At 64.5% G+C, this 13,590-nt stretch carries 11 protein-coding genes; 5 read left to right on the top strand and 6 right to left on the bottom strand.

Going from position 1 to position 13,590, the window contains the following annotated elements; translation table 11 throughout:
- Position 1: 1 nt before the first annotated feature.
- The 3 genes from KF712_07710 to KF712_07700 all read right to left on the bottom strand — a co-directional run bounded on the left by KF712_07710 (position 2) and on the right by KF712_07700 (position 4,413).
- The gene (locus KF712_07710; GenBank protein MBX3740859.1) at positions 2 to 2,479 is read right to left on the bottom strand and encodes a TonB-dependent receptor; all 2,478 of its coding nucleotides are present in this window, start codon (positions 2,477 to 2,479) and stop codon (positions 2 to 4) included.
- 83 nt (positions 2,480 to 2,562) lie between these two features.
- The gene (locus tag KF712_07705) at positions 2,563 to 3,354 is read right to left on the bottom strand and encodes a PEP-CTERM sorting domain-containing protein (protein MBX3740858.1); all 792 of its coding nucleotides are present in this window, start codon (positions 3,352 to 3,354) and stop codon (positions 2,563 to 2,565) included.
- Between the two features lie 60 nt (positions 3,355 to 3,414).
- Complete coding sequence (locus KF712_07700) at positions 3,415 to 4,413, bottom strand: 2-hydroxyacid dehydrogenase (GenBank protein MBX3740857.1); 999 nt, start codon at positions 4,411 to 4,413, stop codon at positions 3,415 to 3,417.
- 135 nt (positions 4,414 to 4,548) lie between these two features.
- On the opposite strand from KF712_07700, the gene KF712_07695 reads away from it, so the two are divergent.
- The 4 genes from KF712_07695 (at position 4,549) to KF712_07680 (ending at position 8,581) form a co-directional block, all read left to right on the top strand.
- A complete protein-coding gene (locus KF712_07695; protein MBX3740856.1) occupies positions 4,549 to 5,616 on the top strand; it encodes a class I SAM-dependent methyltransferase in 1,068 nt (355 codons plus the stop codon).
- 10 nt (positions 5,617 to 5,626) lie between these two features.
- Positions 5,627 to 6,328: an rRNA pseudouridine synthase gene (locus KF712_07690; GenBank protein MBX3740855.1), complete on the top strand. Its 702-nt coding sequence runs from the start codon at positions 5,627 to 5,629 to the stop codon at positions 6,326 to 6,328.
- 69 nt (positions 6,329 to 6,397) lie between these two features.
- Complete coding sequence (locus KF712_07685; protein MBX3740854.1) at positions 6,398 to 6,946, top strand: sigma-70 family RNA polymerase sigma factor; 549 nt, start codon at positions 6,398 to 6,400, stop codon at positions 6,944 to 6,946.
- A gap of 3 nt (positions 6,947 to 6,949) precedes the next feature.
- Positions 6,950 to 8,581: a LamG domain-containing protein gene (locus KF712_07680; protein MBX3740853.1), complete on the top strand. Its 1,632-nt coding sequence runs from the start codon at positions 6,950 to 6,952 to the stop codon at positions 8,579 to 8,581.
- A gap of 41 nt (positions 8,582 to 8,622) precedes the next feature.
- On the opposite strand, the gene KF712_07675 is transcribed toward KF712_07680, so the two are convergent.
- Both KF712_07675 and KF712_07670 read right to left on the bottom strand, forming a co-directional pair.
- Entirely contained in the window at positions 8,623 to 10,257 is a 1,635-nt protein-coding gene (locus KF712_07675) for a DNRLRE domain-containing protein (protein MBX3740852.1), read from the bottom strand.
- Between the two features lie 40 nt (positions 10,258 to 10,297).
- Positions 10,298 to 10,966, bottom strand: a complete 669-nt coding sequence (locus tag KF712_07670; GenBank protein MBX3740851.1) for a hypothetical protein — start codon at positions 10,964 to 10,966, stop codon at positions 10,298 to 10,300.
- Positions 10,967 to 11,127: 161 nt separating this feature from the next.
- Here KF712_07670 and KF712_07665 point away from each other — a divergent pair, with 161 nt between their 5' ends.
- On the top strand, positions 11,128 to 12,825 hold the full coding sequence (locus KF712_07665; protein MBX3740850.1) for a hypothetical protein: 1,698 nt from the start codon (positions 11,128 to 11,130) through the stop codon (positions 12,823 to 12,825).
- A 162-nt stretch (positions 12,826 to 12,987) separates the two neighbouring features.
- Here the strand turns inward: KF712_07665 and KF712_07660 are convergent, their stop codons facing one another.
- On the bottom strand, positions 12,988 to 13,572 hold the full coding sequence (locus tag KF712_07660) for a hypothetical protein (GenBank protein ID MBX3740849.1): 585 nt from the start codon (positions 13,570 to 13,572) through the stop codon (positions 12,988 to 12,990).
- Between the last annotated feature and the right edge of the window lie 18 nt (positions 13,573 to 13,590).

The following is a 13,590-nucleotide window of genomic DNA, read 5'->3' as shown; positions in this document are numbered from 1 at the left end:
GTCAGAAAGTCCAGTGTGCGCCAATCCGCATGGAGGGACCGGTTTCCTCGAGCAGCGTCTGGCGGCGCGGGGTTCCCTCGTACATCCGGAACGCGGCGTTGGTGATGTTGTTGAACTCGGTGTAGATCTCCAGGTCCGGCCTCAACATCCAGGAAAGGCCGGCGTTCAGGGTGATGCGCTGGTCCACCCACAGGTCCCCCGCTCCGGAGAGGCCCTCGCGCGAACCACCGGCAGAGACGAGGTAGTCGCTGTGGAGGTCCGCGGAGACGAAGCCCTTCCAGCGGTGGCTGCGGTAGAAGAAGCCCGCCACGCCGCGGTGGCGCGGCTGGTGGCTCAGCGGCGTGTCCCGCCGGGTCCCGTTCACTTCCAGCTCTTGGCTACTATGGGTATAGTCGTATGAGGCGAAGGCACCGATCTGGTCGAACGGGTGCGGCAGGAAATGGAAGGTCTGCGCGTAGTGGAGGCCGAGGCGGAGCAGCTCGCCATCGTCCGCGTTGAGCGTCTGATCGAAGCGGTAGTTGGCGGTCGGCCTGGTGCTGAGGGCCGGGTTGTCCGGCTGATAAGACTGGAACCAGGAGGCGGAGGTGAGCGGCTGGTCCACCTTCCACGCTTCCGCCTTCACCCGGATCATGGAGCCGGGGGCGAAGGCGTGGTTCGCCGTGAGGATGAGCTGCGTCTGCCGGGAGGAGTCCAGATTGGGATTCCCCAGGCGCGCGAGCGGCGCGACTCCGTCATCCCCGTGCACGTAGGAGGAAGGCGCGGACTCCCGCAGCGTGGGACGCTGGAGGGTCTGGCGGAGATTCGCGGCGAAGTGCCAGGAAGTCTCCGGCTGGTACTCCAGCAGCACGGCGGGCAGCAGGTCGTTCTCCGTCTTCGAGGATTCCGTGCGGCGGACGGCTGCCTGGACGGTGGGCGGACGCAGGGCCGGTTCCACCCCGGTCCACTGGGCGTCATAGGCGCTGCCGTAGGTCCGCGCGGATTCATAGCGGACGCCGGCGTGCAGCCGCCAGTTCATGCGGTCCCAGCGGTATAGCAGATTGCCCCCGGTGATGTCCCGGGTCATGTCGTAATCCTCGCCGAAGTTTTTCAGCAGCGTCTCCGCGTTCATCAGCCGCAGCGCACCGGCGAGGGAGGCGAAATAGGCACGTGCCTTGTCAGGATCGATCCCCACTCCCAGCGGTATGCCCAGCACGTCACCGATGTCGTCGCCCGCCACCTGATCGAAGCCGTCTGCCATCGGTGAAACCGGCGGCTCCCACCGCTGGTAGCCGATGTCGCGGAAATCCGACGTGCGTTGCGCGAAGATCCCCGCCTCGATGGAATGGCCTGGCATGAGGGCGTGGTGGACCAGAGCCTCCAGCTCCGCGTGCTCCCGCCGCTTCAGGTTGTTCTCGAACTCCGCTTTCCTCAGGCCGAGCGAGTTCGGCGCGAGCGGCCCGGGCACGAACACCGGACGGTCCCCGTCCATGTGGTAGGACCACATGGCGTCCGTCCTCTCGGCGAACTCAATGTCGAAGCGGTTCGGCTCCCGGTTCGTGCGGCGGGCGTATTCCCCTTTCACACCGAACCATGAATCCGGCGCGTATTCATGGTGGAAATCAATGAAACCGGAGATGCGCTCCTTGTCCTCCACCTCATCCTTGAGCTGGCGTTCCAGCCGCCCGAAGCCCGGAATCAGGGTCGCCCCCGTCACGACGCCGTCCTCCACCACGTCTGTCGCGCTCTGGTAAGGATAGCCGCGCCGTGGCGGACTCCCCGGCAGATCCGCCGTCCCCGCCCGGGTATCGAACTCAAGCCGCTGCTCGATGAGATGGTCCTCCTGCTGGCGGTAGACGCCGCCGATGAGCAGGCGCGTGGCGGCGGACGGTTCCCACCGGAAAACCGCACCCACTTCGTCCATGACCTCATCCTCCAGGCTGGACCGCTGCTCGTGCTCATAGATGAAGCCGGTGTCCCGGCCCTCCGGCATGTTCACGGCTCCCGCCCATTTCGAGCGCTCGCTCTGCGCGGAGTCATTCCGCTCCCGGTGCCGGTAAAAGAACATGATGCCCGCATCGATCTCCGGCAGTTCCACTTTGAACCGGAGCCGCGATTGCCAGGATGGATCCCCACCCCGCTGGTCGAACCATTCCGCGTGCGTCTTCAGGTCGAACCACCGGCCATCCAGATCCTCATCGGTCTGCAGGCGAATATCCGCCAACCCGCCGATCCTGCGACGCCTCAGCTCCGCCTGGTCGATGGCATAAGCATCCGCCGCACGCCTGCGGACATCCCGCTCGCTGAAGTCCGTCCGCCATTCCGCGGGAGCGAAAGTCCGTCCCAGCCACGGCTCCTCGTAGATCATCAGTTCCCGGATCTCCCGGGGAAGGAAGCCGAGGCCCGGCGTGACCAGTCCGCCAAGCAGATCATCGGACTGCGCCCGGACAGCCTGACCGGCCGCCAGACCCATTAACAGCAACGCGGGGGAAATACGTTTCAACCCGGACTAGGTGCCCTTCTGTCGCGATCGTCACAATTCACCGCAGGTGACGATTCGGACACACCCTCCCGGGGAATCGCACATTATCTCCGCCGGCGGAGCGAAAAGGCCAGGCCTCCCATCGCCACCAGGGCCATCGCGGATGGCTCCGGAATCACGGAAAAACCGTCCACGGAGATCTGGTCGACGTAGATCCCTTTGATCTGGCTGGTGCCCGTCAGGGAAGCATTCGAGCTGGAGGTATCACCCAGTGCGATCCTGAACGTCACGGAGTCCCCTGCCGCGAGGCCGGTGATGCCGGACAAGGACAGCGCTCCGGAAGAGGTCTGCACGATCTTGAACTTGTTGGCGGTGGAGTTGAACGAACTCTGTCCGGTCCAGTTGTCCGCCGCGTCCGCATACGGGGGGGCGATGGCACTGACGACACTGCCAAGGGCGGTATAGGTTCCCCCGTTGACCGAATAGCCCGCCCGCGCGAACGCCTTCATGTCCTGGTTGGCGGAGAAGCCGGTGAAGGAGCCGAGGTTGAAAGACAAGGTGGCGGTGGAGAGATCCAGCATCTGCCCGGCATCCGGGGTGATGGTGAAGGTCAGATAGGAAACGTGGGTGTTGATGTCGGGTGTTTCGCTATTCGCCATATTCGTCGGCCGGTAGGCGCGCACGATGGTGGTGGCGGTGGGCGCCAGGGTCCCGGTGAAACCGCCGAAGACGGCATTGGTGGCGAGGTCTCCCGCCTCGCTGAGATTCGTCGTGGTGTAGCCGGAACCTGAGGATACCGGTGTGAAATCCCTGCTCTCAAAGCCGAAGGTGACGGTGGCGGCGGAAGCGGGAAGGACGGCGAGGCCGAGGAGGAGGGTGGAGAAAAGGGCTTTCATGACAAACAACATGATGTGACCGGGATGGCGGAGCTCCTACGGAGCGGGCCGTTCATTCTCTCACCCGAGCGAGGTGTTTTCCAACGGATTCTTCCCTGCCACTACCCGGGTCAAATTCTCCACCGTCACGCGGGCGATCTCCTCCAGCGCCTCATGGGTCAGGAATGCCTGGTGGGAGGTGACGAGCACATTGGGGAACGTGAGCAGACGGGCGAGGATGTCATCCCCCAGGACATGGCCGGAGTGGTCCTCGAAGAAGATGCCTTCCTCCTCCTCATACACATCCAGTGCAACCCCGCCGAGGTGGCCGCTTTTCAGCGCACCGATGAGGGCAGCGGTGTCCACCAGCTTCCCGCGGCTGGTGTTGATGAGGTAGGCCCCGCGCTTCATCCGTGCGAGCCGGCCGGCATCCAGCAGGTGGTAGGTTTCCGGAAACAATGGCGAGTGGAGCGAGACGATGTCACTCGCGGCGAGCAGTTCATCGAGCGAGGTGTAGGTGACGCCGTTCTCCGCGGCCCACTCCTTGCTTTCATACGGATCCTGCGCCAGCACCCGGCAGCCGAAGCCGCGGAATATGGCGGCGGTGATCCTGCCGATCTTCCCGGTGCCGACGATGCCCACCGTCTTTCCATGCAGGTCGAACCCCACCAGTCCGTTGAGCGAAAAGTTCTGCTCCCGCACACGGTTGTACGCACGGTGGATCTTCCGGTTGAGGGTCATCAGCAGCGCCACGGTGTGCTCCGCCACGGCGTGGGGGGAGTAGGCGGGCACCCGTGTGACGGTGATGCCGTGTTCCTTCGCCGCCTCCAGATCGACATTGTTGAATCCGGCGCAGCGCAACGCAATGTGGCGGATGCCTTTCTCCGCCAAGGCTTCCACCACCGGACGGTCCACGCGGTCGTTCACGAACACGCAGACGCTCTGCGCTCCCTCAGAGGAAAACACCGTCTCCTGCCCGAGACGGAACTCCAGGAAGCGCAGCTCCAGAGCCGTGCCGGAAGCAGCGGCGGAGAGAAATTCACGGTCATAGGGCTTGGTGTCGAAGACAGCGCAGATCATGCCGCCACTATCCCAGCAGCGGCTCCGTGAAACAATGCGCCACGTTTCAAAAACCGCTCATTTTCCACCATCCGTCCGACGGATGCGTCACAACTTGCTCTCGCCAAAGCGGGCCGGAAACCAGAGCCTGCGCCCATGAATCCCGCGCTGGAAACCCTGATGCTCGCGTTCGCCGCGGACGGCCTCCCCGTCCCGGAGCGGGCGTTGTTCCTGGGCGCGGAACCACACCCGGACCTGGCGGGGTGGCCGCAGGTCACCGGCTGGCAGCCTTTCAAGCCGAAGGCGGATGCGTGGGACAACGCGGGCCTCCCCCGCATCGCCGCTCCGGAAGGCACCTGGCCGCTGGTGATGGTCCTGCCGGGAAAGTCCCGTGACGAGGCGCTCCATTGGTTCGCGCTCGGCCATGATCTTCTGGAGCCGGGCGGCACGCTGCTGGTGGCGATGCCGAACACGGCGGGCGCGGCGCGTTTTGAAAAGGAACTTTCCCACGCCGCCCGGGAGATCCGGTCCATCCAGAAGCACAAATGCCGTGCGTTCCACGCGGTGAAATCGCCGTCATGGGACCAGGGCCTGCTGGAGGAATGGCGGTCACTCGGAGGGCGGAGGAACATCCCGGACACCCGCTTCACCACGGAGGCGGGCATCTTCAGCGCGGACCACATCGATCCCGGCTCATTGTTGCTGGCGGCGCAGCTTCCCGCCTCGCTGCGCGGGAAGGCCGCGGATCTGGGTGCGGGGTGGGGCTACCTCACGGACGCCCTCCTGAAACGATGCCCGAAGATCACCTCCGTGGATCTCTACGAAGCCGACGCCCGTGCGCTGGCCTGCGCGGAACGGAACCTTGCGGAACATCAGCGCGGCATCGGAGCGAAGGAAGATCCGCTTTCACTGGAGTCCCCCGCCTGCATGGTGGCGGATGAGATCCCCCTCGCCTTCCACTGGCATGATGTGACGAAGGGTCTGCCGGAGAAGTATGATATCATCATCATGAATCCGCCGTTCCACAGCGGCCAGGCGACGGATGTGGATCTCGGCCGCACGTTCATCAGGACGGCGGCGGCTTCCCTCAACCGTGGCGGAAAATTGCTGCTGGTCGCCAACCGCCAGCTTCCCTACGAAGCGGAACTCACCGCGCTCGGCATGCCCGCCCGCAAGCTGGCGGAGGACACCGTCTATAAGATCCTCTCCGCCGACCGCCGCTGATCCCTCTGTCATGAAACTCGTCAAACTGCTCGCCAACCTCGGTTACGGCTCCCGCAAGGAAGTCCAGCGCCTCATCAGGACCGGCGCTGTCACGGACACCGATGGGAGGGTGCTGGGCGAAAGCGAAGTGCCCGGCCACAACCGGATCCTTTTCCGCGGGGAACCCCTCGATCCGCCGGCCCCGCTGACCATCCTACTCAACAAGCCGGACGGCTATACGTGCAGCGCGGAGGATCCCGGCAGCACCATCTACGACCTGCTGCCGGAGCGCTTCGCCCACCGCAACCCGGGACTCAATCCCATCGGCAGGCTGGACAAGGACACCACCGGCCTGCTGCTGATGACGGATGACGGGAAGCTGCTCCACAAGATCATCCACCCGAAATCGAACTGCCTCAAAGTCTATCGGGCGACGCTCGACCGCCCGCTGGAAGGCCATGAAGCGGAGATCTTCGCATCCGGAGAGTTGATGCTGAACAGCGAAACAAAGCCGCTGCTGCCCGCGAAACTGGAGGTCACCGGGGAAAAGGAAGCGCTCATCACGCTCCATGAGGGCCGCTACCACCAAGTGCGCCGCATGTTCGCCGCCGTGGGCAACCACGTGCTGGAACTGGAGCGCATTTCCATCGGCGGGCTGAAACTGCCGGACGATCTGGAAGAAGGTGAATGGCGGGTGCTGTCCGCGGAGGATCACCGCCATCTGTTCACCTGAGCGAAATGTGGGCGTCCTGACGATTTTTTGCTAAATGCGCCGGAACACGGGCCATTTAACCCTGATAAGATGGGCCAGCGGAACACAATCACCGCCGCAGCGGTGGACGAGGAGGCACTGGAACGGGTCCAGAGGCTTTTCGTGAGGTATCTGCCGGTGGTGAGGGCCTCCGTCCTCGCGCGGATCCCCAACGCGCACTGGGCGGAGGATGTGGTGCAGGAAACCTTCCTCACCGTTTGCCGGAAGGCGGGCGACTTCGAGAAGGATTCGAACTTTCCTGCATGGGTATGCCGGATCGCCGCATACAAGACGCTTGAGGCGCTGAAGGCGGGGGCACGGCGGTTCGAGCCGCTGTCGGAAGAGGCGATGTCCGCCCTGATGGCTTCGGAGCCGGACCGCAGCGACCTGGCCGAGCGGCTGGGGTTGTTCGAGGAATGCATGGAGGATCTGGCGCCGAAAGCGCGGCAGGTGATGGAGCTGCGCTACCGCGGGGAACATCTGCCGGAGGAAATCTCCCGGCTCATGGGATGGAGCCTGGGCGCGGTGCGGGTCGCCATTTCAAGGGCACGGGCGCTGCTGCAGGAGTGCGTGGCGAGAAAATGGGAGGCACGGGAATAGATCATGTTTCACGAAGAACGATTCAGGGTACTGCTGGGCGATTACTTCGATGAGTCGCTGAAGGGGGAGGATCGTCTGGAACTGGAGAGGATGGTGCTGTCCTCGGCACGGGCCCGCGAGCTGTTCTGGGAGGCTGCGGAGCAACACGCGCTGGGAACGGAGTGGGCGCTGGCCTCGCTGGGCCGGGAGCTGATGATGGTCGAGGAAACGCGGGAGCGGACCCGCGGAAGAGGATGGGTGAAGCTGGCGGTCGCCGCGGGCATCGCGGCCATGGCGGGACTGCCTCTCTGGCTGGCCTTGAAGGATGACGGCGGAGAAATGGCGGCGGTGGAGACCACGGTGGAGGTGGAACCGGTGGCGCTGCTCGGCCTCAGTTCCGGAGCGGTGTGGGAGGACGGAGCCAACCGGCTGAGCGGGGACACCCTGCCCACCGGCAACCTGAGGCTGAAGGCGGGAACAGTGCGGATCGACTTCTACAACGGCACCCGGGGATGGATCCAGGGGCCGGCGGAATTCCAGCTCGTTTCACCCATGGAGATGAAGATGAACCTGGGCACGCTGCGGATGAATGTTCCGCCGATGGCCGTGGGGTTCAGGGTGACCTCCGGAGAACTCGGGGTGACGGACCTCGGGACCGAGTTCGGGTTGATGGCGGAAGCGGACGGAAGAAAGGAAGTTCATGTTTTCAACGGCGAGGTTTCCGTCGAACAACCGGAACTGGGGATCACCGGGATGCGGCTGGGCAGCGGCAAGGCCCTGAAAATGGAGGGCAAGAACTGGAGCGGCGTTCCGGCGATCGCAGCCGTCTTCCCCGATCCGGCGGCGGTGTGGAACCAGGTGTCCGGAAAAGCGAAGGCGGATCTCGAAGCCTGGAAGGCCTTCACGGAAAAGTTCAGCACCCAGCCGGGGATGCTGGTGCATTATCTCTTCCACCCGGGCAATCCGGAGGGGCGCGTCCCGAACATGGTGCCGGGTGCCGCACCGCAGGCGGATGGCTCGTTGATCGGCGGAGAGTGGAACACCGGCCGCTGGGGGGAGAAGTCCGCGGTCACCTTCCGCACCAGCAAGGACCGCCTGAGACTGTCCTTGCCCGGAGAATATGACGCGATGACCTTTCTGGTGTGGCTGCGGCTGGAGGATCTGCCAACCGCCCTGGCCCCGATCTGGAGAGGGGAAGCGGACAAGCAGCGGGGCTGCATCCACTGGAACATCGACCAACTGGGCCGGGTGAGAATGGGGGTGATGACCGGTGCCGAGGAATTCCTCTCACCGGACGGCTGGGCGAGCGGGTGGGATCTCGCGCTGAGCGGGAGCGTGATGGGCAAGGCGCTCGGAAAATGGACCCACCTCGCGGGGGTGTACGACTCACGGGCGCAGCGGATCACCCTATGGATGGACGGGCGGCTGATCGCCACCAAACCGTTGCGCCATCGCATCCCCGCGGTTCCGGGGATCTCCCAGATCGGCAGCGCGCTTGCGGGCGATAACAGCGAACGCGGCGGCAGCAGAAGCCTGGGGGGCAAGGTGGATGAAGTGGCCGTGGCGGGCCGGGCCTTCACCACGGAGGAGATCCGGGCGCACTATGTGGCGGGCCGGGCGGAGGCGGGCCAACTTGCCGAACCGATCCAGTGGTGATGGCGGAAAGTGGCTGGACCATCCTGCCAAGCCACTTTACCTCAGTCAGCCTCGGCGATGCGGTAGAACCGTCTGGCTGGAGGTGCGGGATCCGTCCATTCGGAGACAGGACCGGCGGAGATGGAGGACCAGGAGGAAAGATCCCCGCTGTGCTCCACCTGATAGGCGCGGCCGGGAATGGCGTTCCAGCGGAGTGTCGGTCCGGGCAGGATGGAAGAACGGAGGATGATGGTGCGCGCGAGGTGATCCGCGTATTCCTCGCCGATTTTCACCAACCCTCCGGCCGCGAAGTGGAGGCCATCACTGAGGACCGGGTAGGAGGAGCCGTCGAACTCCAGAAGGTGGACTCCGGCGGTGTCTCCGGCGACGGCTTCCTGTCCGGCACGGACGAGGAGGTAGTTCTGGTAGTTCGGTCCCGAAGGATTCGAGTGGGCGAAGAGTTGGTCCGAAACCCTGGCGAGATAGAACGGCAGATTCGGCCGGATGGTGGCGCGGACATCATGGATGAAGGCGCGCTGGTTGTCGCCATAGGCCGCGGAGGCCGCCTGGCTGGAGGTGATGTCGCTTCCGGACTGGATCCAGACGATGGCGGCGATGTCGAGCCGGGCATCGGGGAACGCGTTGGAAAGCCCGGAGACCCCGTTGCGGACGACACGCTGCCAGACCTGATAGACATCCCCATCCCCGGTGACGGAGGAGTCCCCGCCCGCCTTCCACTGGGTGTGGAGGTTCGTCCCGCCACGGGCATACTTGATGATGGCCAGACGGGTGCGCGGTGCCTCCCCGATGGCACGGGAAAGATGGTAGCCGAGGGAAACTTCGGGGCCGAATCCTCCGGCGGGCATCTGTGTCGCGCCCGGACGCAGGGTGGTGAGTTGCCCCAGCGAAGAGTCGGCATTCGCTGAAGAACCATGGGTATGATAGTAGAAGGGAATATCTTCCTGAGGTTGCTGGAGATGGGCGGGCAGGCCGGATCCGGCGGCGCGGCCATCCATATTGGACTGTCCGCCGAGCAGCACGACGCGGAGATGGTCCCACGTGTCTCCCGCCTGATAAAAGGAAAGCGTGGGACGCAGCGCGGCGTTCGCAGCCTCGCGCGAATGCCAGCTCAGGCCGGAACTGTCCGGCGGGTCCTGCTCCACGATGAGGAAGGTCACCACCTTGTCGGCATCCGCGGCGATGAAGTCATGGACGGGTCCGGAGGTGACGTCGAAAGCGCGGTTGCGGGAATCCGCCGCACCGGGGGCGCTGAAGGAGGCGAGCGGTGTGCCCCCGAGGTAGAGGGCCGCCGGCTCGATGATCTGGGAAAGCGTGCCGCTGTTGGTCGTGTAGGCGTTTTTGATGCCCGGCGCGTTGTTCCAGCGGAGGGAGGACTCCTGCCAATCCTCCCCGGTGACGAGGCCGTAGAGGTTGAAGGAATCGAATCCCACCCCATTGGAGAACAGATCGAGCGTGATGCGGGCGGCGGGGAGGTTGACCGTGGAAAGGTCGAAGCGGAGGTAGATGACGCGGACGCCGTTGCTGCTGTTGGCCACCAACGTGGCTGACGATCCGTAGCTGGTCGTCGCGCTGGTATTCATCACATGGCCGTCCGCAACGGGAGTTACGGAGACTTTCGCGTGGACGGCTGCGGTGAACGCCACCGCGGCCAGAAAACAACGGATGATGGCGGGCATGGGAAGGAACGCTGGTGGGGACCTGGGGATGGACGGACGGTCAGGAAAGCCTGCGTTTCCTCAACATCAGGACAGCGGCCGCCGCACCCGCCAGCAGGCCGGACAAACCGGGTTCCGGGATCATCTCAAGGTGCGCGTCATTCGAGCCGATGGTGCCGAAGACAAGGATATCTCCGACGCCATTCGTGTTGTTGGCGGTGAAGTTGCTTTCCAGGCGGTAGGACGAGAAGTCCCCGGCCAGAGCGTCGGCCTTCACAAAGCTGGTCACATCAAAGGAGATCGTCTGGCCGATGGCGAGGGTGGATACGTTGAGGGTGGCGACGACATCCCCTGCGGCGGTGGATCTGGAACCGAACACCGTATTGGTATCGCTGCTCAACGCCACCAGCCGGATCTCCGAGGGAGGATTCGCACTGATGCTGGAGATCGTCACGTTGAAGAGGATCTGGGTGGCGCTGGCAACTTCGGCCGTATGGGCGCTGAGCGTGAAGTTGAACAGGGCGGAGAAGACGGTGTTGTTCGTCGCTCCATCCCCGACAGGGAGGCTCGCCGAAGATTCCGTTGCGACCATGTAGCCCGTGGGACTGTCCAGGGGGCCGACGAAGCCGACCCGTCCGCGGGTGGAGGGGGAAAGGGTGGTGGCTGCATCCGCGAAAGGGATGGACGCGACGAAAAGGACTACCGCAAGGAAAACGCCGGATGGGTTCATATAGCGGTAATGGCCCGAAGCGTGCGGAATTTAGCAAAAAATTTTGGAAATCCATCCACCCCGGGGAAAGCAGGGAGCGGCACCCATGGCCGGGATGTGCTAGGTCGGGGAGATCACGACAATCATTTCACATGACACCATTCCGCGAAATCAGGTTCAGGATGAACCGACTCACCTCCCTGATCCTGTTTCTCTCCGCGGCGTTGCTTTCCGCGCAGGAGGATTTCCGTCCGTTGGTCAACGACGCGATCCAGCGCGGCGAGAAACGCGTCGTCATCCCGCCGGGAACCTACCGCATCACCCCGAAGGGTGGCGGCGGTGAGCTGTGGGCCATCAGCGGGGCGAAGGATGTGGAGATCATCGCGGACGGCGTGACCATGGTGGGCACGAAACTGATGCGGGCCATCAGCATGGACAAATGCGCCGGCGTGACCCTCCAGGGCCTGACGGTGGACTATGATCCCCTGCCCTTCACCCAGGGCGAGGTCATCGCCGCGGCGGAGGATGGGAACTCCATCGATGTGAAGATCCACGCGGGCTACCCGAAGAAGCCCTACTCACGGATCGATGTGATCGATCCGAAGACCCGCTTCCGGAAAAAGGGCATGCCCTTCCTCTGGGGCACCACGGCCGAGATGGTGGGCGGGGATGTGGTGCGGGTGAAACTCAACGGCATCGCCAAGGCCGCTAAACCCGGCGATCTGGCATCCCTCAGCACCGGCCAGGAAGCGGGTGCGCCGCACGCGATTTCCATCGACCAGTCCGAGCGCATCCACCTTCACAATGTGACGGTCCACAGCGCTCCCGGCATGGGCATCCTGGAGGCGGATGGCGAGGGCGGATCGACCTTCACGAAATGCCGCATCGTCCCCGGGCCGAAGCCGGAGGGTGCGACGGAGGAACGCCTTCTGAGCAGTTCCTGGGATGCGTTCCAGAGCAAGACGATCCGCAAGGGTCCGCTGGTGGAGGGCTGTGAGATCAGCCACGCCGGGGATGACTCCTGGAGCGTGCAGTCATCCGATTTTCTGGTGGTGAAGAACGAAGGCGGCACGGTCATCATCGCCAGCCGTGACGAATTCACCGAGGGCGTCCGGAACGGCGACCGCATCCGCGCCGGTGTGAACGGGCCGGAATGGAAGATCACCTCCCGCAAGGTGGTGCCGCGCAAGGACGCCGGTCTCGCGCCGGAAGTCGCGGAAAAGCTCACGAGCGCGAAGACCTGGGACGCCTGGAAGGTGAGCCCGAAGTGCATCGTGCTGACGCTGGACCAGCCGTCCGACCTGAAACCCGGGGATTCCGTCTATTCCCCGGACCGCATGGGCCAGGGCTTCGTCTTCCGGAACAACCACCTCCACAGCCCGGGCCGCCTGCTGCTGAAAGCCGGTGGCCTGGTGGAGGGCAACACGCTGGACACCCCGCACGCCTTCATCGTCTGCCCCGAACTGCCGGGAAGCGCCGCCGCGGGCATTGAGGATCTGGTCATCCGGAAGAACGTGATCCGCAACGCCGGGTGGTTCTGTCCCGCACCATGGTCCAGCCAGGCCGGCGCCCTTTCGCTTACCGCCACCGGGGAGAAGAACCAACTGCGCTCCGCCCCCGTCTTCAAGAACGTGGTCATCGAGGACAACGTCATCGAAGGCGGCCAGGGCCCGCATCTGGTCGTCTCCTCCGCCGAGGGACTCACCGTCAGGAACAACCGCTTCGTTTCCCCCCTCACCGAAGCCGCGCCGGACACCGGAGCCAGCTACCGTATTCCCAAGGACTCCGTGGTGTGGATCAAGGAAAGCTCCGGCGTGAAATACGAAGGCAACCGGATCGAGAACCAAGGCACCTTCGTGAACGAGCCGGTGGTGAAATAAGGAGGGTGGACACTCCTGTCCACCGGCGGCATTGGCGGATGAGCGGTCCGTTCTCTTCTGTTCCCTGAAAGCTGAAAACCTCTCCCCCTTGATTCGCCAATACCTCCGGTGGACAAGAATGGGAACGAAGCGGACATGGCGGGTTCTGCCCCCATGCCCCCCTTACAAAAACTCCGGCGACAGCTTCGCCAGCCACCCGGCCAGCTCCGCGGCCCGCGGCGTCTCCGGGAGCCGGTCGAGGTCTTCCAGATCCCAGCGGAAAACGAGCTTGTAGCCGTCCCAGGTTCCGGCGGCCCCGCAGTCCAGCATCCAGTCGGCAGCCTGGCGGTTGTCCACCAGCGCGTATCCCACCAGTTCCTTCACCCCCGCGCGGAAGGCGGTGAGCCACATGATCGCCAGCAACAACGTGCCGATCCCCCGCCGCTGGTCGTCATCCAGCACCAGTGCGGAAATCTCCGCCTCCTCCGGCCGGTTCGCGTTCCGCCACCAGCTCGCGCCGCCCATCGGCGGGAACTCCCGGGTCGGATCCAGGACCGTCCAGGTGACGTGCCGCATGGGATCCTGGTCGAGGATGCGGTCCAGCATCGCGTCGCCGATGACCTCGCCGGTGTGCGTCCAGAAGCGGTTGTAGCGCGCCTCGTCCGACACCCGCCGGTAGGCCTCCGCCAGGCTGGCGCGGTCGTCCGGCACAAGGGCGCGGATGACGACCGGTGTGCCATCGCGGAGCTGGAGATGCAGCGGGTTCATCTTTTCTCTGGCGCAGCA

The organism is Akkermansiaceae bacterium, from assembly GCA_019634595.1.
GTDB lineage: Bacteria > Verrucomicrobiota > Verrucomicrobiia > Verrucomicrobiales > Akkermansiaceae > Luteolibacter.
Note: the sequence above shows the minus strand (reverse complement) of the source record. Positions and strands in the feature narration are given on the sequence as shown.

What these genes read in the sequence shown, in the direction of transcription:
- KF712_07705 (MBX3740858.1), bottom strand. Translation starts at nt 3,354, where the DNA reads ATGAAAGCCCTTTTCTCCACCCTCCTCCTCGGCCTCGCCGTCCTTCCC.
- KF712_07700 (MBX3740857.1), bottom strand. Translation starts at nt 4,413, where the DNA reads ATGATCTGCGCTGTCTTCGACACCAAGCCCTATGACCGTGAATTTCTC.
- KF712_07695 (MBX3740856.1), top strand. Translation starts at nt 4,549, where the DNA reads ATGAATCCCGCGCTGGAAACCCTGATGCTCGCGTTCGCCGCGGACGGC.
- KF712_07690 (MBX3740855.1), top strand. Translation starts at nt 5,627, where the DNA reads ATGAAACTCGTCAAACTGCTCGCCAACCTCGGTTACGGCTCCCGCAAG.
- KF712_07685 (MBX3740854.1), top strand. Translation starts at nt 6,398, where the DNA reads ATGGGCCAGCGGAACACAATCACCGCCGCAGCGGTGGACGAGGAGGCA.
- KF712_07680 (MBX3740853.1), top strand. Translation starts at nt 6,950, where the DNA reads ATGTTTCACGAAGAACGATTCAGGGTACTGCTGGGCGATTACTTCGAT.
- KF712_07675 (MBX3740852.1), bottom strand. Translation starts at nt 10,257, where the DNA reads ATGCCCGCCATCATCCGTTGTTTTCTGGCCGCGGTGGCGTTCACCGCA.
- KF712_07670 (MBX3740851.1), bottom strand. Translation starts at nt 10,966, where the DNA reads ATGAACCCATCCGGCGTTTTCCTTGCGGTAGTCCTTTTCGTCGCGTCC.
- KF712_07665 (MBX3740850.1), top strand. Translation starts at nt 11,128, where the DNA reads ATGAACCGACTCACCTCCCTGATCCTGTTTCTCTCCGCGGCGTTGCTT.
- KF712_07660 (MBX3740849.1), bottom strand. Translation starts at nt 13,572, where the DNA reads ATGAACCCGCTGCATCTCCAGCTCCGCGATGGCACACCGGTCGTCATC.